The sequence below is a fragment of the Vibrio metoecus genome, from assembly GCF_009665255.1.
GTDB classification, from domain to species: Bacteria; Pseudomonadota; Gammaproteobacteria; order Enterobacterales; family Vibrionaceae; genus Vibrio; species Vibrio metoecus_B.
In genome coordinates this window covers 2,407,501-2,428,948 of sequence record NZ_CP035686.1, presented here as the reverse complement: position 1 = coordinate 2,428,948, position 21,448 = coordinate 2,407,501, and the positions used below count along the sequence as shown (strand labels likewise).

Here is a 21,448-nt window from a genome sequence, read left to right as displayed (position 1 = left end):
AATAGAGCCAAAGAGGAGGGCTCTGTTATGAAAGGTGATCCGGTTATTATTCAGCATCTCAACAAAGTGCTTGCTAATGAGTTAATTGCCATCAATCAATACTTTTTGCATGCGCGTATGTACAAGGACTGGGGCTTAAAACATCTGGCTGATAAGGAATATCATGAATCGATTGATGAGATGAAACACGCGGATCATCTTGTCGAGCGCATCTTATTTCTTGAGGGTATTCCCAACTTGCAAGATCTCGGCAAGCTGATGATTGGTGAAGATGTGCACGAGATGTTGGAGTGTGATCTCAAACTTGAGTTAGCCGCCATTCCCGATCTGAAAGAGGCGATTGCTTACGCTGAAAAAGTGCGTGACTACGTATCGCGAGATCTATTTCATGGCATATTGGAAGATGAAGAAGAACACGTCGATTGGTTAGAGACCCAACTCGGGCTTATCGACATGACGGGTATTCAAAATTACTTACAAGCTCAGTTTGTAGATGAAGAATAACGTGAACGACTGATGTACAACATCACAAGGCAGACAGCAACTTATCTGCCTTGTGAGTTTCCTATCTCCCCCAGAGAATTCCCTTGCTAAAGCTGCTTCCTTTCTGTACTATTCCCGCTCCTTAATTCTCGGTCAATTATCATTAGTTCCTTGCTTCCTCTGGATGACCGGGCCAACTCTGGAAGCTGAATAATCCGTAAGGAGCAAATAATGCGTCATTACGAAATCGTATTCATGGTGCACCCAGATCAAAGCGAGCAAGTTGCTGGCATGATCGAACGTTACACTGGCTCAATCACTGAAGCGGGCGGTAAAATCCACCGTCTAGAAGATTGGGGTCGCCGTCAACTGGCTTACCCAATCAACAAACTGCACAAAGCTCACTACGTTCTGATGAACGTTGAAGCTGACCAAGCAGTCGTTGATGAGCTAGAGACTGCTTTCCGTTTCAACGATGCAGTTCTACGTAACATGATCATGCGTACTAAAGCTGCTATTACTGAACCTTCAATCATGCTGAAAGCTCGTGAAGAGCGTGTAAAGCGTGACGAGATGAAGTTCGACGCAGACGTTGAGTAATGGTTTGATGACCAATCGGATCGAGTTGAGCGGCGTTGTCGCAAAGGCTCCGGTTCGAAGCCAAAGTCCATCGGGTGTTAAACATTGCCATTTTTGGCTAGAGCATCGCTCTACGATGGTAGAAGCTGACCTTCCGCGACAAGTTTTTTGTCGATTACCGGTGGTGGTGAGTGGGGCTAGGTCAGATGCATTAACTCAAAATTTAGTACAAGGCAGTAGCATTTTGGTAAGCGGTTTTGTGGCTTACCAAACCAGCCGAAATGGCGTAGGTAAATTAGTGCTGCATGCCGACAAAATTTCTCAAATATAGATCAGGAGATAGCCCATGGCTCGTTTCTTCCGTCGTCGTAAATTCTGCCGTTTTACTGCAGAAGGCGTACAAGAGATTGATTACAAAGACGTAGCAACTCTCAAGAACTACATCACTGAAGCTGGTAAAATCGTTCCTAGCCGTATCACTGGTACAAGCGCTAAATATCAGCGTCAGCTAGCTCGTGCAATCAAACGCGCTCGCTACCTAGCTCTACTGCCGTACACTGACAAGCATCAGTAATCGGCACCGTTTATTAAGAAAGAGGATTAAGCAATGCAAGTTATTCTACTTGATAAAATCGGTAACCTAGGCAGCCTTGGCGATACAGTAAACGTTAAATCTGGTTACGCTCGTAACTTCCTTATCCCACAAGGTAAGGCAGTAATGGCAACTAAAGCTAACGTTGCAATGTTTGAAAGCCGTCGTGCAGAGCTAGAAGCAAAAGTTGCTGAGCAACTGACTGCTGCTCAAACTCGCGCTGACCAAGTTAACGCTCTGGAAGCAGTTGTTATTGCTTCTAAAGCTGGTGACGAAGGTAAACTGTTCGGTTCTATCGGTACTCGTGATATCGCTGATGCAATCACTGCAGCTGGCGTTAAAGTATCTAAGAGCGAAGTTCGCCTGCCTGAAGGCGCTCTGCGCAACGTTGGTGAATTCGAAGTTAGCGTTCAACTTCACTCTGAAGTTTTCGCAACTGCGAAAGTACAAGTTGTTGCTGAGTAATTTCAGTTACTGACGAATATGAAAACACCAGCTTCGGCTGGTGTTTTTTTATGAGTTAAAACTGGAAGGATAGATTGACCGATAAAACGCTGTCTGCTTTGCTTAAGCCTTCAGGTACACGGTTGTGATACTGACGAGACTGGCGAATTTTTAATGCGATATTTTTTGTGATTTTGTTTGTTAGACTGATGTCGCTATCAACGCTGGTATTACTTTCCCCTGAGACTAACGTTAGTTCGGCGGCGAAACGCAAGTTGGTTAAGGCTTGCCATTCACTTTTCAAATTACCACGAAAGATCGGTTCATCGACCTGGTCGGGAAACACGATATCATCATCATCGATTTCATCTTGATTCGGCTTTTGGTAGCGAAAACCAGGACCTAATTCGAGTTCGAGCACCCAATCCTCAGTGTAGGCAAACTGGTAGCCGAGACCTGCAGAGAGTGTGTAATCTTTAAAGTAGGCGCTATAACGAGAATCAGTGCCATAGAAACTGCCATACAAATAGGTTTTCGGACCGAGTTTATAGTCACTTTGTAGGGCGTAAGTCGATTGACGCTTATCTTCTTTGTTGTTTTTATCTAGCTTATAGAACTTCCATTCACCATAGGTACGGTGACGCCCTAAGGTATATTCGGATTTGACTCTGGAATTGAGGGACTGTGAGTCACTATTTCCCGTATGTGCTTGATAGCCAAACTCGACCTGATGACTCCAAGGTGAAGGTAATACAATGTCATCCTTTTGCTCTATCTGTTCATCGGCGAGTGCAGGAACGCAGAGCAATAGGCCAGCCCAAGTTAAGCATTTTCGAAACACAACCACCTCATTCATTTTTAGGGTGGCGGCATAGTAAAAACTCTCCACTCTGCTTGGGTCAACCCTAGGTCAATTCTGGTTAGGCGGCGCACAAACTTTCGTTGGTTTAATTACAAATCACGGATTCTCGTTATAATGGCGGACATTCAAAAGTTACTTAAAGCGAAGTCATGGCAGATCCACGTACTGATAATCGAAACCGTAAAACTTCCGATGCACAAGTTGATGCAATTAAACTCCCACCGCACTCGTTAGAAGCTGAGCAATCTGTTATTGGGGGCTTGCTGCTGGATAATGAGCGCTGGGATACGGTCTCAGAACACGTGGTGACGCAGGACTTCTACAGCCGACCGCATCGATTGATTTTCGATGGTGTGAAATCCATTTTGGAGGCGAGTAAGCCACTTGATTTAATCACACTGTCTGAATACCTTGAGCAGCGTGAACAGTTGGAAGATGTTGGCGGCTTTGCCTATTTGGCCGATTTAGCCAAGAACACCCCAAGTGCCGCGAATATCAATGCGTATGCAGAGATTGTGGCAGAGCGTGCGTTGGTACGTAACCTGATTGGTGTGGCAAACGAAATTGCGGATGCGGGATACGATCCGCAAGGACGTAATGCCGAAGACCTGCTCGATCTGGCGGAAAGTAAAGTATTTGCGATTGCGGAAGCGCGTACCAGTGAAAATGAAGGCCCGAAAAACGTTGATAGCATTTTGGAGCGTACCTTAGAGCGGATTGAGCTGCTGTACAAAACGCCGCAAGATGGGGTGACAGGGGTTAATACTGGCTTTACTGATCTCAATAAGAAAACCGCCGGTTTACAAGGTTCCGATTTGATCATTGTCGCGGCACGTCCTTCAATGGGTAAAACCACGTTTGCGATGAACCTGTGTGAAAATGCGGCAATGGAACAAGAGAAGCCAGTGCTGATCTTCTCGCTTGAGATGCCAGCAGAACAGATCATGATGCGTATGCTCGCCTCGTTATCACGCGTTGATCAAACCAAAATTCGTACCGGTCAGCTCGATGATGAAGATTGGGCGCGTATCTCTTCTACCATGGGGATCCTCATGGAGAAGAAGAACATGTACATCGATGACAGCTCTGGCCTAACTCCCACTGAAGTTCGCTCGCGTGCACGACGTATTGCGCGTGAACACGGCGGTTTGTCTCTTATCATGGTCGACTATTTGCAGTTAATGCGCGTTCCTGCGTTAACCGATAACCGTACCCTTGAAATTGCTGAGATTTCTCGCTCATTGAAGGCCTTGGCCAAAGAGTTGAATGTACCTGTTGTGGCATTGTCGCAGTTGAACCGTTCTTTGGAGCAGCGTGCAGATAAACGACCAGTTAACTCGGATTTGCGTGAATCGGGATCTATCGAGCAGGACGCGGACTTGATCATGTTTATCTATCGTGATGAGGTTTATCACCCAGATAGTGCACTGAAAGGGACGGCGGAAATCATTATCGGTAAACAGCGTAACGGTCCGATTGGTTCGGTACGCTTAACTTTCCAAGGACAATATTCTCGTTTCGACAACTATGCGGGACCTGCATTTGACGATGAGTAATTCGATGAACTATATGAAGGCGGCCACCGCTTACATTAATTTGGATGCGTTGCAGCACAACTTGCAGCGCGTTAAGCAGCAAGCGCCAGACAGTAAAATTATGGCGGTGGTGAAAGCCAATGGTTATGGACATGGCCTACGTCATATCGCACGTTATGCGATGGGTGCCGATGCTTTCGGTGTCGCTCGAATTGAAGAAGCATTGCAACTGCGTGCCAGTGGCGTAGTGAAACCCATTTTGTTGCTTGAGGGATTCTATTCTCCCGGTGATTTGCCAGTATTGGTCACCAACAACATCCAGACAGTCGTGCATTGTGAAGAGCAATTACAAGCACTGGAGCAAGCTCAGCTAGAGACTCCGGTCATGGTATGGCTGAAAGTCGACAGCGGGATGCATCGGTTAGGGGTTCGCCCTGAGCAATATCAAGACTTCGTCACGCGTTTACATCAGTGTGATAATGTGGCGAAACCACTGCGTTACATGAGCCACTTTGGCTGTGCTGATGAGTTAGATAAATCGACCACAGCAGCACAAACCGAGTTGTTCTTATCACTGACCCAAGGCTGTCAGGGTGAGCGTTCTCTTGCGGCGTCGGCTGGGTTGCTGGCTTGGCCTCAAAGCCAACTGGAATGGGTGAGACCGGGTATTATCATGTACGGCGTTTCACCATTTTCGGAAAAGAGTGCCGCCCAGTTAGGTTACCTGCCGGTCATGACATTAAAATCGCACTTGATTGCAGTGCGTGATGTGAAAGCGGGAGAGAGTGTTGGCTATGGTGGTACTTGGACTAGTCAACGTGATACCAAAATTGGCGTGATTGCGATTGGTTATGGTGATGGTTATCCACGCACCGCGCCGAATGGGACGCCGGTGGTGGTCAATGGTCGCCGTGTACCGATTGCGGGACGCGTGTCGATGGATATGTTGACCGTCGATTTAGGGCCAGAGGCCAGCGACTGTGTCGGCGATGAAGCCATGCTGTGGGGATGTGAACTCCCAGTAGAGGAAGTGGCCGCCCATATCGGCACGCTTGGGTATGAGTTAGTCACTAAACTCACGTCGCGAGTGGAAATGTCTTATTCAGGAGCAGGCATTTAGCCTGCTTATTTATGACCTCACTCTCCGTCTACTCAAATGTCGGTGAGTGAGCCACTTGGTTACTCATTCACCCTGAATCGTGGCGATTATCCTCCTTGCTCCGCCATGATCCCTATGCTCACCCAGGTAGATTCCCTGCCAAGTTCCTAACGCCAGTTGACCATTGCAAATTGGTATGCTCACACTGCATCCGAGTAATGAAGATTTGATGTGAGCAGGCATGTCATCATCGCCCTCATAAATGTGCCGATAGTAAGGCGCACCCTCAGGAACTACGTGGTTAAAATGGGCTTCCATATCTTGGCGTACAGTAGGATCGGCATTTTCATTGATGGTGAGACTAGCGGAAGTATGTTGCACAAATAAATGTAGCAAACCGACATTTAACGCTTTTATCTGCGGTAATTGTTGTTCAATTTCATCAGTAATGAGATGAAACCCGCGCGGGCGCGGCCTTAATTGGATGGGTTGCTGCTGCCACATTACGCCAGCTCCTTAAGTATATTGGCAAAGTGAATGTTTAAGGGTAAGGTGAGCGACTTAGATTACCAGACAAAAATGAGTTGTGGTCGGTGTTTACGTGACCTATCGCAAAGTGGGTGCAAATGAGTTCGCTCATAATGATGCACTGAAAATTAATTACATGTTATTCCCACGCGGAAAACTCATTTTTAACCTATTCTTTTTGCTTAAATCGGGGATTTCATCAGCAGCCTATGTCTGCATCGAGATGAAATAAAACCACTGTAACATCGGGATAGATGCCATGTTGAAAAATATCAATCCAACACAAACTCAAGCTTGGAAAGCGCTGACTGCGCATTTTGAATCCGCTCAGGATATGGACCTCAAAGCACTTTTTGCGCAAGACAGCGAGCGTTTTGCCAAATACTCTGCGCGCTTTGGGCAAGACATTCTGGTCGATTATTCGAAAAACCTTGTGAATGCTGAAACCATGCAACACCTGTTTGCGTTGGCCAAAGAAACGGGTCTGCAATCTGCCATCACCGCGATGTTTAAAGGTGAAGCGATCAACCAAACCGAAGATCGTGCGGTACTGCACACTGCATTACGTAATCGTAGCAATTCACCTGTGCTGGTGAACGGTGAAGATGTGATGCCAGCTGTGAACGCTGTACTGGCTAAAATGAAAGCCTTCTCTGAGCGTGTGATTGGCGGTGAGTGGAAAGGTTTCACCGGCAAAGCGATTACTGATGTAGTGAATATCGGTATCGGTGGTTCTGACCTTGGTCCTTACATGGTCACGGAAGCTCTGGTGCCTTATAAGAACCATCTGACCATGCATTTTGTGTCAAATGTGGATGGTACGCACATGGCGGAGACACTGAAAAAAGTGGATCCTGAAACCACGCTATTCCTTGTGGCTTCCAAAACTTTCACCACCCAAGAGACCATGACTAACGCACACACAGCGCGTGATTGGTTCTTAAAAGCGGCGGGCGATGAAGCACATGTTGCCAAGCACTTTGCTGCGCTATCAACCAATGGTAAAGCGGTCGCTGAGTTTGGTATCGACACCGAGAACATGTTCGAATTTTGGGATTGGGTAGGCGGTCGTTACTCATTGTGGTCAGCGATTGGTCTTTCTATCATTCTGTCTATTGGTTACGACAACTTTGTTGAACTGTTGGCGGGTGCGCATGAAATGGATCAGCATTTCGTGAATACACCGTTTGAAAGCAATATTCCGGTGATTTTGGCGCTGATTGGTATTTGGTATAACAACTTCCACGGTGCAGAATCTGAAGCGATCCTGCCTTACGATCAATATTTGCATCGCTTCGCGGCTTACTTCCAACAAGGCAATATGGAATCGAACGGTAAGTATGTTGATCGTGATGGCAACCCAGTGACTTACCAAACTGGGCCGATTATTTGGGGTGAGCCAGGCACTAACGGACAGCACGCGTTCTACCAACTGATTCACCAAGGTACTAAACTGATCCCGTGCGATTTCATTGCTCCGGCGCTCAGTCATAACGTAGTGAGCGATCACCACCAAAAACTGATGTCTAACTTCTTTGCCCAGACGGAAGCTCTAGCCTTTGGTAAATCAGCGCAAGCGGTACAAGCTGAATTAGAAAAAGCAGGTAAGTCGGCGGCAGAAATCGCAGCGTTAGTGCCATTCAAAGTGTTTGAAGGCAATCGTCCAACCAACTCGATTCTGGTCAAGCAAATTACACCACGCACACTGGGTAACTTGATTGCGATGTACGAACACAAAATCTTCGTACAAGGTGTGATTTGGAATATCTTCAGTTTCGACCAATGGGGTGTTGAGCTAGGCAAGCAGCTGGCGAACCAGATCCTACCTGAATTGGCGGATAATGCCGATGTGAATTCGCATGACAGTTCTACCAACGGTTTGATCAACGCATTTAAAGCCTTTCGCGCTTAATGTATTGACCTAACACGTTGGATGCCAAGGCCTTACTTTTACGTAGGGCCTTTTTATTGCTCCTAAACTGGGCATCTGTTTGTTTCACTGCAATCGAAAGTTCATTTTTTCACTGTACTTGGTCATAAAACAGACACGTGACCACGATTAACTACTGCTATCGCTAGGGTGATAGGGCTTCTTCTGTATGTCAGAAACGACTATTCAGACTAAAACGCGAACATCTCAACGTAAGGTGTCTCAACAGAATGCTGTTCAGCATTACCGCTCGCAACTCGAGCAACGAATCAGGAGATCGGCTCAATTTCGGTCGGGCAGAGTGATGAATGCCATGCCCAATATCACTAGCCATCAATCATGGTGGGAAGTGGCATGGAGTTATTTAGGCGGGAGATCACAGCTTAAACCTTGTAGTGAGCTGCCTTTCTTACCAATCAATTCCCACCTATTGCAAACCTGTAGTGATGACTTACGAGTGACTTGGCTTGGTCATTCCAGCTTGTTTATTGAGTTGGATGGCGTAAGAGTGATGACCGATCCAGTCTTTGACTACGCCTCTCCGTGGCTCGCGAAAGCATGGTTTAAGCGCAATATGCGGAATGGTGATACACGTGAACAGCTGCCTCTACCCGATATCATTTTGATTTCCCATGATCACTATGATCATCTTGAGCAAGCGAGTATTGAATATTATGCCACTCAGCCCGTGACATTTTATGTTCCTTTAGGTGTTGGTGGTCATTTGATTCGCTGGGGAGTGACACCTGAAAAGATCATTGAGTTTGATTGGTGGGAGAGCTTTCAATTTCGCGGTATAGAGTTTATCTGTACGCCAGCCAATCATAATTCAGGTCGTTACTACTTAGATCGCAATGCGACCTTATGGTGTTCATGGCTGATCAAAAGTAGTGAGACAAGCCTGTTTTTCAGTGGTGATACTGCTTATGACGAGCACTTTGCGCAGATAGCTGAACGATATGGACCGATTGATTTGGCCTGTTTAGAAGTCGCAGCGGATGTAAAAGGGCAAAAAGGTTACCCAGTAGAAAATTGGGGGCACATGCAAGCGTCACAGACTGTACAAGCTTTTCACGATTTAAATGCAAGGAAGTTGATGCCTATCCATTGGGCAACCTACGAACTGTTTACCCATCGTTGGGATGAACCGATGGAGGATCTTCTCAAGCATTGTGAAGCTGAAGAGCTTGAATTATTGACCCCGATGGTTGGAGAAATTCTCACCATAGCTCAGGTCACGGCGACCGAACGTTGGTGGCAAGGATTAAAGACTCGGCAAGAGGATATCAGCCTGCATTGGGAGTTGGGCTTTGCTTGTTCGCTATTGCTGCTATTAATGGTGGTTTAGTCAGTATGCTCAGATAAAACAAAACCGGACCTCATGTGTCCGGTTTTCGCTTGTTTCATCGAAGACGAAAAGTCAGTGAATTTTGGTTGTAACAGCTGTTATAAAGCGAGCCAGAGGCTCCAAACTACTCGAAACAGATTTCGATGAACGCATTACCCCAAGGTGAGGAGAACGGCATGATGATGATCGCCCCTTCACACTTGTGACGGATGGTGTGTCCTCGGCCAGATACGACCACTGGTGTGGCCATATCAAAATCAAAGCCGCTTTCAGCCAAAATTCGCTTAGCTCCACCTGTGACCATGTTGGTAATTTCACCCACCATGTCAGTAACTTCTTCGTTAAGACCATTTGGGCGTTCGCCAAGCATATTCTGCATAATTTCCAGTGCGAGACTTTCATCAAAGGTGATCGACATTGAGCCACGCGTTGTTGGGCCGATCATACCGATGAGGCCGGAAACATCACCGCGAGCAATTTCGTCTTTTTTAATCCGTGGTTTTTGAGGCTTCAACTCAAGGGAAGCCATGGTTTTCAACACGTTCATTAAAGACGCTAAAAACGGGTTTACAAATTCAGCGCGCATAACCTTCTTCTATTGTTGCTTCTTCTCTTTTGAGAGACAGGTTTGACAAACTCCATGTGATTCGATGACATGATTGCTTATCGTAAAACCGTGTTTCTCCGCGTTACTTGCTAGCAAGGCTACCAGACTATCATCCCGAGATTCAATGACGTTACCGCACTGGTCACAAATCAATAGATGTGAAAAGTGCTTATGGGCATTACATGAACAGCAAGATATAAAACTGTTCGTTGACTCCACTCGGTGAATAAAGCCTTGTTCTAGCAAAAAATCCAGTGCTCGGTATACAGTCGGAGGTTTCGCTTGTGGTTCACTTTTTTTAAGATCTTCCAACAGCTCGTAGGCACTCGACGAGCGCTTACTTGCACAAATCAACTCAAATACAGTTTTACGCTGTGAGGTGAGCCGAACTCCTCTGGCTGCACATATTTCTTCTATTTGCTTCGTTAGCTTGTTGTCCAAAACTATCACCATCACTGTTGGACTTTAGTAATAATATACTATGTAGAGATGAATATCGTTGAGACACTAAATAAAATCCACATGAAACTGGGTGGTTGATAAAGTCATCCCGTTGAATAGGCGTAAATTACCTTATCTGGTGCAAAAACGATACCGCTAACCTCGGTTACTTGAAGCGAGTGTGTCATCTGTAACATTGTTAACGGTATTACTTATGTTGCGATGGGTTGACCATTCTCTCTAAACCAGATTCTCGAACAAAGATTAGCGCTCAAGCAAAGATACGATTAAAATGCCGGACTTTGATTTTTCGCCACCGTGCGGTGGTTGTTTTTGACTGAAATGGGGACGTTCACCTATGACTCACTCATGCAGACTTTCAGTTGCTCCAATGCTCGATTGGACCGACCGCCACTGCCGTTACTTTCACCGTTTGCTCTCTTCGCAAACTCTTTTGTATACCGAAATGGTCACGACAGGGGCAATCATTCATGGTCGCGGTGATTTTCTGGCTTATAACCAAGAAGAGCATCCAGTGGCGTTGCAGTTTGGTGGTTCTAATCCTAAGGATTTGGCGCATTGTGCAAAATTAGCGCAAGAGCGTGGCTATGATGAAATTAACCTGAATGTAGGCTGCCCTTCGGATCGTGTGCAGAATGGTCGTTTTGGTGCTTGTTTAATGGCAGAGCCTGAATTGGTCGCTGAATGTGTTGCTGCAATGCGCTCGGTAGTCGATATCCCGGTGACAGTGAAAACTCGAATTGGTATTGATGATCAAGATTCGTATGAGTTTTTGACTCAGTTTATCTCCACCGTCGCTGAAAAAGGCGGCTGTGAGCAATTTACCATTCATGCGCGTAAAGCATGGCTGAGTGGCTTAAGCCCGAAAGAGAACCGAGAAATTCCGCCGTTGGACTATTCAAGAGCGTATCAAATCAAACGTGATTTTCCGCACTTAACTATTGCGGTCAATGGTGGTGTGAAAACGTTGGAAGAAGCGAAACTGCATCTTCAACATCTTGATGGTGTGATGATTGGGCGTGAGGCGTACCAAAGTCCTTACTTACTTGCAGAAGTGGATCAGCAAATTTTCGAGCTGGATACACCAGTGAAAAAACGTTCGCAAGTGATCCATGAAATGTTGCCTTATATTGAGCGTGAGTTATCTCAAGGTACGCATCTCGGTCATATGACTCGCCATATGTTAGGGCTGTTCCAAAATATGCCGGGTGCACGTCAATGGCGACGCCATATTAGTGAAAATGCGCATAAACAAGGTGCTGGGTTGGAAGTAGTCGAGCAAGCCTTGGCAAAAATTCCGTATCAAGATCTTGGAGTGTAAAAAACACCGCATTTTAGCAAAATTCACACTATTCTCTTGTGAGTCAATCGGTGTCGGATCGATTGACTCTATTTTTATTTGAAGAATCATTGAGTTAGTATTTTTGTGTGGTTGGCGCGAAAACTGCTTATTAATCATGAATCGACAAGAGGAGTGCTCACGATGTTTGAATTGATCTTTATTTTGGTATTTGCCGCAACACTATTGGTTACGGGGATCACCTTGCTTAGCGTATTTGGCGCAATGGCGCTGGCTTTCTTAATCATGGCGCTGTTTGGTATGCTGGGTATCGTATTGAAATTGCTGCCGTGGCTGTTGATTGTCTTGCTAGTGGTCTGGTTGATGCGTGACAAAGTGAGCCCTTCACGTCGGTAATGACAAAACCCTTCGTCGTTTTTCGGTTTGTGTTACCATCATCCACCTTAAAATCATTGAATCCCAATATAACGGAGCATAGCTCATGAACCGAACTGCATCGGTGGCGTTGGTCACTGCATTGATGATCTCACCTTTATCCGCTTTTGCCGCTGGGTCATTCTATACTGCATCAGTGGGTGCAGATATGTGGTTGGCGAGCACGAAAATTGACAACACTCGTCGTGATGATGCCAATGCCCCAACACTCTATATAGCGTTTGAACATGATTTTCCCTATTTGCCGAATGCAAGCTTGCGCTATACCAATTTAGAAGCGGATTTTGCCTCATTCGATAAATACGATTACACCTTTTACTACCAAGTGTTAGATCGTGAATTGATGAAGTTTGATGCGGGTATCACGCTGACTCAGTACGCGAATAGTAACTATCGAGCACCTGATGCTCGTCGCTACGATTTTGATCAAACGACGTTTAATTGGTACGCGAGTGCAGAAATTGCTATTCCTCATACTCCATTTGATGTGATTGGCCAATTTGATTTCGGCAACAACAGCGATCTGAAGTCGTCAGATGTAGTTGCCGGATTGCAATATCACTTACCGATTCGAGCGGGTGAATTAGCCTTTAAAGCCGGTTATCGTGTCGTGGATCTCGAATTTACTGAACTTGCCAAGCAGTCGGCGGATGTAAAACAGTCTTTCGTGTTTGCGGATGGTTGGTTCCTTGGCGCGCAATTTAGCTTTTAATTGATATTCTCAATATTGCATTTGTTGCGAATCAATACGTTTTAAATGGGCCACAAGTTGGCTCATTTTTGCTATTTGGACCATGCTTAGTTTTATCAATAAGCCAAGGATGGAAAGCAAAATGAAGATTCCGGAGTTAAGAGAGCTATATCAAACCCAACAGTTGGTTGAAGCGATAATAGAACCTTCCCTTCAAAATGGGGAATGGATTGTAGAATTTCGCCATCAAATGGGCGGCTTTGTGTTGCTTACGGATGAAAATGGCGAAGAGTGCCGTTATATCGATCTCGATAGCGCTTCGCAATCCGCCATGGCGGTTGGGTTTCGTCAAGTTCGAATTGAAAACCAGTAGCGAGATGGTTAAGTCAAAAAGTTATAAAACATTCACATCTATTCTTTCTTGTTATTAAAAAGAGTGATTAATCTATCGTCATGAAATGAATAGGGAAGTCGTGACGATGTCTTTAGGAAACACTCTACCTCCGGCACTAGCTGGGCTCGCTAGTCCGTTAAATGATCTACAACTCAATCAACTTCAACAGACAGTTACCCAACTCAATCCCCAGCAATTGGCTTGGGTGAGTGGTTATTTTTGGGGGCTTAGTCAATCCAATGCGCTGAATACCCCTCAATTGTCTTCTGCGCAAACACTGCCGCTGGCTGCTGCTGGCAAATTAACCATTATTTTTGCTTCGCAAACGGGAAATGCGAAAGGCGTTGCCCAAGCGTTATTGAAAGAAGCGCAAGCGGAAGGTATTAATACCCAACTGTTTGATGCTAGTGATTACAAAGGCAAAGACTTAACTAAAGAAACTCATGTGATCTTTGTTGCTTCAACCAATGGTGAAGGAGAAGCTCCTGATAATGCATTGGCTTTGCATGAATTCTTAAAATCGAAAAAAGCGCCCAAGCTGCCTAATCTTAAATACGGCGTCTTAGGGTTGGGGGATTCCAGTTATCAGTTTTTCTGCCAAACCGGCAAAGATTTTGACCAGTTTTTAGAAAACCTTGGGGCGCAACGTCTGGTTGAGCGCTTAGATGCGGATGTCGATTATCAGACTGCAGCGACTGAGTGGCGCAAGCAAGTGCTGTCTATTTTGAAAGATGAGCTGACAGGAGCCACGGCAGTGACGAGCGTGGTTACTTTCGCAGTGAGCCAGACAGCTGAGAGTCATTACAGTAAAGAGCAACCTTACACGGCGAGCTTATCGACGAGCCAAAAAATTACTGGCCGTGATTCAGGCAAAGATGTACGCCATATCGAAATTGATTTGGCCGATTCTGGCATCACATATCAACCGGGTGATGCATTAGGTGTGTGGTATGAAAACCGTCCACAGCTGGTTAATGCCCTACTCGATAGCGTAGGACTTTCTGGTCATGAAGAAGTACAAGTGGATGGTGAAACGCTTTCTCTGCATTCGGCACTGACTCATCATTATGAAATTACTGCAGCCAATCCGCAGTTGGTGGCGCAATTTGCTGAGCTTGCACAAAGCGAAAAGCTCACCTCTTTAGCCCAAGATAAAGAGGCACTGCGTGAATACGCGACGCGTACACAAGTGATTGATGTGTTGCGCGAAGAAAAAGTCACCCTTTCCGCGATTCAACTGTTATCACTTCTCCGTCGTTTAACGCCGCGTCTATATTCGATTGCCTCTAGTCAAAGTGAGGTGGGGGAAGAGGTGCATCTGACGGTTGGGGTGGTCGAGTATGAGTATAAGGGAGCGCAACGCTTGGGTGGTGCATCCAGCTTCTTAGCTCATCAATTAGAAGAAGGTGCTCCAGTTAAAGTCTTTGTTGAGCACAATAACAACTTCAAGTTGCCGAGTGATGATAATGCTCCGGTGATCATGGTTGGCCCCGGAACGGGAATTGCTCCTTTCCGCAGTTTTATTCAAGAGCGTGAAAACCGTGGCGCAGCAGGGAAAAACTGGCTGTTGTTTGGTGATCGCACCTTTACCCAAGATTTCCTCTACCAAGTTGAGTGGCAAAAATATCTTAAGTCTGGTGTGCTTAACCGCTTAGATGTGGCTTTCAGCCGTGATCAGCATGAAAAAGTGTATGTACAGCATCGTTTGTTAGAACAGGCGGAGTTGTTGTGGCAGTGGCTACAGGAAGGTGCTTATTTCTACGTGTGCGGTGATGCATCACGTATGGCGAAAGATGTGCACCAAGCATTGATTACTGTCGTAGAGCAACAAGGTGGCTTGAATCGTGAGCAAGCTGAAGAGTATGTGAGTGAACTGCGTAAAGAAAAACGTTATCAAAGGGATGTCTACTAATGAGCGCAAATGAAAACCCATCAGTACAAGAGGTGCTTGGCGAAGTGCTCGGCCCATGGTCGGATAATGAACGCCTAAAGCGCGAGAGTCATTTTCTACGCGGGACGATCGAGCAAGATCTGCAAGATCGCATTACCGGCGGCTTTACCGCAGACAACTTCCAACTCATCCGCTTTCATGGCATGTATCAGCAAGATGATCGTGATATCCGTGCTGAGCGTAGCAAGCAGAAGCTTGAGCCTTTGCACAATGTCATGCTCCGTGCGCGTATGCCGGGAGGGATCATCACTCCTCACCAGTGGCTCGCGATCGATAAGTTTGCAACCGAACATACTCTGTACGGCAGTATCCGTTTAACCACACGACAAACGTTTCAGTTTCACGGTGTGCTTAAGCCGAATATCAAACTGATGCATCAAACCTTAAACAGCATTGGTATCGATTCGATTGCGACCGCAGGGGATGTGAACCGTAACGTTTTGTGTACCTCTAACCCCGTGGAATCTCAGCTGCATCTCGAAGCCTACGAGTGGGCAAAAAAGATCAGTGAGCACCTACTGCCGAAAACACGCGCTTATGCCGAAATTTGGTTGGATGGTGAAAAGGTGGAAGGACCCGATGAAGAGCCCATTTTAGGTTCAAACTATTTACCGCGTAAGTTCAAAACGACCGTTGTGATCCCGCCACATAATGATGTGGATGTACACGCCAATGACTTGAACTTTGTCGCGATTGGTGAAAATGGCCAGTTGGTCGGTTTTAACGTGTTGGTGGGTGGTGGCCTTGCGATGACGCACGGCGATACTTCAACCTATCCTCGTCGTGCCGATGACTTTGGTTTTATTCCTTTGGAGAAAACGTTGGAGGTTGCGGCTGCGGTGGTGAGTACGCAACGCGATTGGGGTAACCGCTCTAACCGTAAAAATGCCAAAACCAAGTACACCTTAGATCGTGTCGGGGTTGAGGTATTTAAAGCCGAAGTTGAAAAACGCGCGGGAATTGCGTTTGCACCAAGCCGAGCTTATGAGTTTACCAGCCGTGGCGATCGGATTGGTTGGGTTGAAGGCATCGATGGCAAACATCATTTAACCCTGTTTATTGAAAATGGCCGCTTATTGGATTTTCCGGGTAAGCCACTGAAAACGGGTGTCGCTGAAATTGCTAAGGTGCATCAAGGCGATTTCCGGATGACGTCTAACCAAAACTTGATTGTGGCTGGTGTGCCAGCGGATCAGAAACAGCACATTGAGCAGCTCGCACGTGAACATGGCTTGATTGATGATGGTGTGAGTGAGCAGCGTATCAATTCTATGGCGTGTGTGGCCTTCCCAACTTGTCCATTGGCGATGGCGGAAGCCGAGCGTTTTCTACCTTCTTTTGTCACAGAAGTGGAAGGTATTTTGGCAAAACATGCGTTACCAAAAGAAGAGAACATCATTTTGCGTGTGACGGGCTGCCCGAATGGGTGCGGTCGAGCCATGTTGGCTGAGATTGGCCTAGTCGGTAAAGCACCGGGTCGCTACAACCTCCATTTAGGCGGCAATCGAAATGGAACGCGCATTCCTAAGATGTATAAAGAGAACATTACCGATACGCAAATCCTTCAAGAAATTGATGAGTTGGTGGGACGCTGGGCGAGTGAGCGTCTGGAAGGAGAAGAATTTGGTGATTTCACCATCCGCGCAGGCATTATTGAAGAGGTCATTATCTCGAAGAGGGATTTCTATGCCTAACCGTACCGCTCCAACACTAGAAGAGTTACTAACGTTAAATAAGGTGCAGCAAACGCTGCGCCTAACGGAAGTCAATCAACATCTGGAATCCCTCAGCGCGCAAGAGCGCGTCGTATGGGCTCTAGAAAATCTGCAGGGCAATCATGCACTGTCATCGAGCTTTGGTATCCAAGCCGCAGTGATGCTTCATTTATTGACTTCAGTGAAGAGTGACATTCCTGTCGTTTTAACCGATACCGGCTATCTGTTCCCAGAAACCTATCAGTTTATCGATGAGCTGACTGAGCGCCTCAATCTGAACTTAAAAGTTTACTCCGCGCCTGTATCAGCGGCTTGGCAAGAAGCTCGCTACGGAAAACTGTGGGAACAAGGTGTTGAAGGGATCGAACGCTATAACCAGATCAATAAAGTAGAACCGATGCGTAGAGCGTTGGATGAACTTAATATCGGTACGTGGTTTTCTGGCTTACGACGCGAGCAGTCACAATCACGAGCAAGCTTACCGATTCTATCGGTACAAAATGGCGTGTTTAAATTCCTGCCAGTGATCGATTGGACTAATAAAGAGGTGCACTATTATCTCAAGGATAATGATCTGCCTTACCATCCACTTTGGGAACAAGGCTATCTTTCGGTTGGAGATACGCACACGACACAGAAATGGCAACCGGGGATGAGTGAAGAGCAAACTCGCTTCTTTGGTTTAAAGCGTGAGTGTGGGTTACACGAAGATAATCAGTAAACGCGTTCGTTTTCTATTTAAACGTAATAAAGAGAGGCTGCCGTGATGCAGCCTCTCGCGTTATCTCAGCCTCTAAAGAATAACTCTGTGGATAAGCTGTCATAAAATTCTGAGTAAAGTGGGATAAATAAGCCCTTGCGCGCAAATGCAGCGATTAAGCGCTATTTCTATAAATTTTCTCAAAAAACACTTGCCAGTGTGAAGCGGATCTCTATAATGCGCCCTCGTTGACGCAGCAAGGGCTCACAGCCAAATCGATGCCTCAACAGGCCAGAAAAGAAAATTGAAAAAAGTGTTTGACACAAAATCGATTCTCGCTAAAATGGCCGCCTCTTCTGAAGCAGACCGCTAAGAAGAGCGCTCTTTAACAATATAAACCAATCAATCTGTGTGGGCACTCGTTGATGATAATCAAAAAAAGATTTATCAATGAACTGAGTGACCATTTGAATGAGCAATCATTCAGCACAGTCAATTCACTCTCGAAAGAGAGTATCAGTATTCATTGAGCCGAAGCGAAAGCTTCACAAAACTTTTAATTGAAGAGTTTGATCATGGCTCAGATTGAACGCTGGCGGCAGGCCTAACACATGCAAGTCGAGCGGCAGCACAGAGGAACTTGTTCCTTGGGTGGCGAGCGGCGGACGGGTGAGTAATGCCTGGGAAATTGCCCGGTAGAGGGGGATAACCATTGGAAACGATGGCTAATACCGCATAACCTCGTAAGAGCAAAGCAGGGGACCTTCGGGCCTTGCGCTACCGGATATGCCCAGGTGGGATTAGCTAGTTGGTGAGGTAAGGGCTCACCAAGGCGACGATCCCTAGCTGGTCTGAGAGGATGATCAGCCACACTGGAACTGAGACACGGTCCAGACTCCTACGGGAGGCAGCAGTGGGGAATATTGCACAATGGGCGCAAGCCTGATGCAGCCATGCCGCGTGTATGAAGAAGGCCTTCGGGTTGTAAAGTACTTTCAGTAGGGAGGAAGGTGGTTAAGCTAATACCTTAATCATTTGACGTTACCTACAGAAGAAGCACCGGCTAACTCCGTGCCAGCAGCCGCGGTAATACGGAGGGTGCAAGCGTTAATCGGAATTACTGGGCGTAAAGCGCATGCAGGTGGTTTGTTAAGTCAGATGTGAAAGCCCTGGGCTCAACCTAGGAATCGCATTTGAAACTGACAAGCTAGAGTACTGTAGAGGGGGGTAGAATTTCAGGTGTAGCGGTGAAATGCGTAGAGATCTGAAGGAATACCGGTGGCGAAGGCGGCCCCCTGGACAGATACTGACACTCAGATGCGAAAGCGTGGGGAGCAAACAGGATTAGATACCCTGGTAGTCCACGCCGTAAACGATGTCTACTTGGAGGTTGTGACCTAGAGTCGTGGCTTTCGGAGCTAACGCGTTAAGTAGACCGCCTGGGGAGTACGGTCGCAAGATTAAAACTCAAATGAATTGACGGGGGCCCGCACAAGCGGTGGAGCATGTGGTTTAATTCGATGCAACGCGAAGAACCTTACCTACTCTTGACATCCAGAGAATCTAGCGGAGACGCTGGAGTGCCTTCGGGAACTCTGAGACAGGTGCTGCATGGCTGTCGTCAGCTCGTGTTGTGAAATGTTGGGTTAAGTCCCGCAACGAGCGCAACCCTTATCCTTGTTTGCCAGCACGTAATGGTGGGAACTCCAGGGAGACTGCCGGTGATAAACCGGAGGAAGGTGGGGACGACGTCAAGTCATCATGGCCCTTACGAGTAGGGCTACACACGTGCTACAATGGCGTATACAGAGGGCAGCGATACCGCGAGGTGGAGCGAATCTCACAAAGTACGTCGTAGTCCGGATTGGAGTCTGCAACTCGACTCCATGAAGTCGGAATCGCTAGTAATCGCAAATCAGAATGTTGCGGTGAATACGTTCCCGGGCCTTGTACACACCGCCCGTCACACCATGGGAGTGGGCTGCAAAAGAAGCAGGTAGTTTAACCTTCGGGAGGACGCTTGCCACTTTGTGGTTCATGACTGGGGTGAAGTCGTAACAAGGTAGCGCTAGGGGAACCTGGCGCTGGATCACCTCCTTACACGATGATTATCGTGATGAGTGTCCACACAGATTGATTCGGTTTAGATTAGAGAAGAGTATCTTAGTGTCCCGTTCGTCTAGAGGCCTAGGACACCGCCCTTTCACGGCGGTAACAGGGGTTCGACTCCCCTACGGGATACCATCTTTAAGCGTTTTCGCTGAGAATGTTTAAAAATGGTTCATCTTTTCTTTAAATAGAAAGGGAATCTTGCTCTTTAACAATTTGGAAAGCTGACAAAACAACAATTTATTGTTGTTTGTAAAGTTCTCAATGTTTATCGAAAGATAAACACCAACAACACATTCAAGTGTGCTTGGTATCGAATAAGACTTCGGTCTTGTTCAAATTTGAGTCCGGCAAAATCTGTCTCGCACTCATGTAAATTAAACGCGAGACAACTTAGGTTGTTTAAACAACAACCCGAAACTCCTTCGGGTTGTATGGTTAAGTGACTAAGCGTACACGGTGGATGCCTGGGCAGTCAGAGGCGATGAAGGACGTACTAACTTGCGATAAGCGCAGATAAGGCAGTAAGAGCCGTTTGAGTCTGCGATTTCCGAATGGGGAAACCCAACTGCATAAGCAGTTACTGTTAACTGAATACATAGGTTAACAGAGCAAACCGGGGGAACTGAAACATCTAAGTACCCCGAGGAGAAGAAATCAACCGAGATTCCGGTAGTAGCGGCGAGCGAACCTGGATTAGCCCTTAAGCACTCGGTGAAGTAGGTGAACAAGCTGGAAAGCTTGGCGATACAGGGTGATAGCCCCGTAACCGACGCTTCATCGAGCGTGAAATCGAGTAGGGCGGGACACGTGATATCCTGTCTGAATATGGGGGGACCATCCTCCAAGGCTAAATACTCCTGACTGACCGATAGTGAACCAGTACCGTGAGGGAAAGGCGAAAAGAACCCCTGTGAGGGGAGTGAAATAGAACCTGAAACCGTGTACGTACAAGCAGTAGGAGCACCTTCGTGGTGTGACTGCGTACCTTTTGTATAATGGGTCAGCGACTTATATTCAGTGGCAAGGTTAACCGTATAGGGGAGCCGTAGCGAAAGCGAGTCTTAACTGGGCGCTCAGTCTCTGGATATAGACCCGAAACCGGGTGATCTAGCCATGGGCAGGTTGAAGGTTGAGTAACATCAACTGGAGGACCGAACCGACTAATGTTGAAAAATTAGCGGATGACTTGTGGCTAGGGGTGAAAGGCCAATCAAACTCGGAGATAGCTGGTTCTCCCCGAAAGCTATTTAGGTAGCGCCTCGGACGAATACTACTGGGGGTAGAGCACTGTTAAGGCTAGGGGGTCATCCCGACTTACCAACCCTTTGCAAACTCCGAATACCAGTAAGTACTATCCGGGAGACACACGGCGGGTGCTAACGTCCGTCGTGGAGAGGGAAACAACCCAGACCGCCAGCTAAGGTCCCAAAGTATTGCTAAGTGGGAAACGATGTGGGAAGGCTCAGACAGCTAGGATGTTGGCTTAGAAGCAGCCATCATTTAAAGAAAGCGTAATAGCTCACTAGTCGAGTCGGCCTGCGCGGAAGATGTAACGGGGCTAAGCAATACACCGAAGCTGCGGCAATGTCTTTTAGACATTGGGTAGGGGAGCGTTCTGTAAGCCGTTGAAGGTGAATCGTAAGGTTTGCTGGAGGTATCAGAAGTGCGAATGCTGACATGA

At 46.8% G+C, this 21,448-nt stretch carries 20 protein-coding genes, 1 tRNA gene, 2 rRNA genes and 1 pseudogene (1 of these 24 cut by a window edge); 20 read left to right on the top strand and 4 right to left on the bottom strand.

All coding sequences use genetic code 11. From position 1 onward, the window contains the following. Positions 1-27: 27 nt before the first annotated feature. The 5 genes from bfr (at position 28) to rplI (ending at position 2,119) form a co-directional block, all read left to right on the top strand. The gene (bfr, locus tag EPB59_RS11020) at positions 28-504 is read left to right on the top strand and encodes a bacterioferritin (protein WP_055052194.1); all 477 of its coding nucleotides are present in this window, start codon (positions 28-30) and stop codon (positions 502-504) included. A gap of 210 nt (positions 505-714) precedes the next feature. After that, the gene (gene rpsF / locus EPB59_RS11015) at positions 715-1,083 is read left to right on the top strand and encodes a 30S ribosomal protein S6 (RefSeq protein ID WP_001216668.1); all 369 of its coding nucleotides are present in this window, start codon (positions 715-717) and stop codon (positions 1,081-1,083) included. 7 nt (positions 1,084-1,090) lie between these two features. Further along, on the top strand, positions 1,091-1,393 hold the full coding sequence (gene priB / locus EPB59_RS11010; RefSeq protein ID WP_055052193.1) for a primosomal replication protein N: 303 nt from the start codon (positions 1,091-1,093) through the stop codon (positions 1,391-1,393). Between the two features lie 15 nt (positions 1,394-1,408). After that, positions 1,409-1,636 (top strand): 30S ribosomal protein S18, encoded by a 228-nt coding sequence (gene rpsR / locus EPB59_RS11005; protein WP_000090471.1) that lies wholly within the window; start codon positions 1,409-1,411, stop codon positions 1,634-1,636. Between the two features lie 33 nt (positions 1,637-1,669). Further along, entirely contained in the window at positions 1,670-2,119 is a 450-nt protein-coding gene (gene rplI / locus EPB59_RS11000) for a 50S ribosomal protein L9 (RefSeq protein WP_001196056.1), read from the top strand. Positions 2,120-2,174: 55 nt separating this feature from the next. Here rplI and EPB59_RS10995 read toward each other — a convergent pair whose 3' ends face one another. After that, entirely contained in the window at positions 2,175-2,939 is a 765-nt protein-coding gene (locus EPB59_RS10995; RefSeq protein WP_431355100.1) for a DUF481 domain-containing protein, read from the bottom strand. 170 nt (positions 2,940-3,109) lie between these two features. Here EPB59_RS10995 and EPB59_RS10990 point away from each other — a divergent pair, with 170 nt between their 5' ends. Both EPB59_RS10990 and alr read left to right on the top strand, forming a co-directional pair. Then, positions 3,110-4,516 carry a replicative DNA helicase gene (locus EPB59_RS10990; protein ID WP_000774913.1) on the top strand — a complete coding sequence of 469 codons (1,407 nt, stop codon included), beginning with the start codon at positions 3,110-3,112 and terminating at the stop codon, positions 4,514-4,516. Between the two features lie 13 nt (positions 4,517-4,529). Continuing rightward, a complete protein-coding gene (gene alr, locus EPB59_RS10985) occupies positions 4,530-5,615 on the top strand; it encodes an alanine racemase (protein ID WP_195707113.1) in 1,086 nt (361 codons plus the stop codon). 63 nt (positions 5,616-5,678) lie between these two features. Here alr and EPB59_RS10980 read toward each other — a convergent pair whose 3' ends face one another. Further along, positions 5,679-6,098 (bottom strand): secondary thiamine-phosphate synthase enzyme YjbQ, encoded by a 420-nt coding sequence (locus EPB59_RS10980; protein WP_154172736.1) that lies wholly within the window; start codon positions 6,096-6,098, stop codon positions 5,679-5,681. Between the two features lie 283 nt (positions 6,099-6,381). Between EPB59_RS10980 and pgi the strand changes: the two genes are divergently transcribed. Both pgi and EPB59_RS10970 read left to right on the top strand, forming a co-directional pair. Then, positions 6,382-8,034: a glucose-6-phosphate isomerase gene (gene pgi / locus EPB59_RS10975; protein ID WP_154172734.1), complete on the top strand. Its 1,653-nt coding sequence runs from the start codon at positions 6,382-6,384 to the stop codon at positions 8,032-8,034. A gap of 187 nt (positions 8,035-8,221) precedes the next feature. Continuing rightward, positions 8,222-9,400 carry an MBL fold metallo-hydrolase gene (locus EPB59_RS10970; RefSeq protein WP_055052189.1) on the top strand — a complete coding sequence of 393 codons (1,179 nt, stop codon included), beginning with the start codon at positions 8,222-8,224 and terminating at the stop codon, positions 9,398-9,400. Positions 9,401-9,524: 124 nt separating this feature from the next. Here the strand turns inward: EPB59_RS10970 and EPB59_RS10965 are convergent, their stop codons facing one another. Further along, positions 9,525-9,986 carry a chemotaxis protein CheX gene (locus EPB59_RS10965; protein ID WP_001200950.1) on the bottom strand — a complete coding sequence of 154 codons (462 nt, stop codon included), beginning with the start codon at positions 9,984-9,986 and terminating at the stop codon, positions 9,525-9,527. Between the two features lie 9 nt (positions 9,987-9,995). Next, positions 9,996-10,460, bottom strand: coding sequence for a zinc uptake transcriptional repressor Zur (gene zur, locus EPB59_RS10960; RefSeq protein WP_032469759.1), 465 nt, complete (start codon positions 10,458-10,460; stop codon positions 9,996-9,998). Between the two features lie 379 nt (positions 10,461-10,839). On the opposite strand from zur, the gene dusA reads away from it, so the two are divergent. From dusA to EPB59_RS10905, 11 genes and pseudogenes are all read left to right on the top strand, one after another. Beyond that, positions 10,840-11,790, top strand: a complete 951-nt coding sequence (dusA, locus tag EPB59_RS10955) for a tRNA dihydrouridine(20/20a) synthase DusA (protein ID WP_050418644.1) — start codon at positions 10,840-10,842, stop codon at positions 11,788-11,790. Positions 11,791-11,952: 162 nt separating this feature from the next. Next, positions 11,953-12,165, top strand: coding sequence for an envelope stress response protein PspG (gene pspG, locus EPB59_RS10950; protein WP_000462390.1), 213 nt, complete (start codon positions 11,953-11,955; stop codon positions 12,163-12,165). A gap of 85 nt (positions 12,166-12,250) precedes the next feature. Continuing rightward, a complete protein-coding gene (locus tag EPB59_RS10945) occupies positions 12,251-12,916 on the top strand; it encodes a TIGR04219 family outer membrane beta-barrel protein (protein WP_055030530.1) in 666 nt (221 codons plus the stop codon). Then, a pseudogene (locus EPB59_RS10940) lies at positions 12,882-13,041 on the top strand (Fe3+ hydroxamate ABC transporter substrate-binding protein). Before EPB59_RS10945 ends, EPB59_RS10940 begins: the two are co-directional and overlap by 35 nt. After that, a complete protein-coding gene (locus EPB59_RS10935; protein ID WP_195706990.1) occupies positions 13,038-13,268 on the top strand; it encodes a hypothetical protein in 231 nt (76 codons plus the stop codon). Before EPB59_RS10940 ends, EPB59_RS10935 begins: the two are co-directional and overlap by 4 nt. 106 nt (positions 13,269-13,374) lie before the next feature. After that, positions 13,375-15,201: an assimilatory sulfite reductase (NADPH) flavoprotein subunit gene (locus tag EPB59_RS10930; protein ID WP_195706989.1), complete on the top strand. Its 1,827-nt coding sequence runs from the start codon at positions 13,375-13,377 to the stop codon at positions 15,199-15,201. Continuing rightward, complete coding sequence (cysI, locus tag EPB59_RS10925) at positions 15,201-16,934, top strand: assimilatory sulfite reductase (NADPH) hemoprotein subunit (protein ID WP_154172726.1); 1,734 nt, start codon at positions 15,201-15,203, stop codon at positions 16,932-16,934. Before EPB59_RS10930 ends, cysI begins: the two co-directional genes overlap by 1 nt. After that, the gene (locus EPB59_RS10920) at positions 16,927-17,676 is read left to right on the top strand and encodes a phosphoadenylyl-sulfate reductase (protein WP_154172724.1); all 750 of its coding nucleotides are present in this window, start codon (positions 16,927-16,929) and stop codon (positions 17,674-17,676) included. Before cysI ends, EPB59_RS10920 begins: the two co-directional genes overlap by 8 nt. Before the next feature lie 536 nt (positions 17,677-18,212). Then, positions 18,213-19,755: ribosomal RNA gene (locus EPB59_RS10915) — 16S ribosomal RNA — on the top strand. Between the two features lie 68 nt (positions 19,756-19,823). Next, positions 19,824-19,899: transfer RNA gene (locus tag EPB59_RS10910), tRNA-Glu, on the top strand. Between the two features lie 301 nt (positions 19,900-20,200). Then, positions 20,201-21,448 (top strand): 23S ribosomal RNA (locus tag EPB59_RS10905); it runs 1,639 nt beyond the window's last position. Together the 16S and 23S rRNA genes with 1 tRNA gene alongside form the textbook arrangement of a ribosomal RNA operon.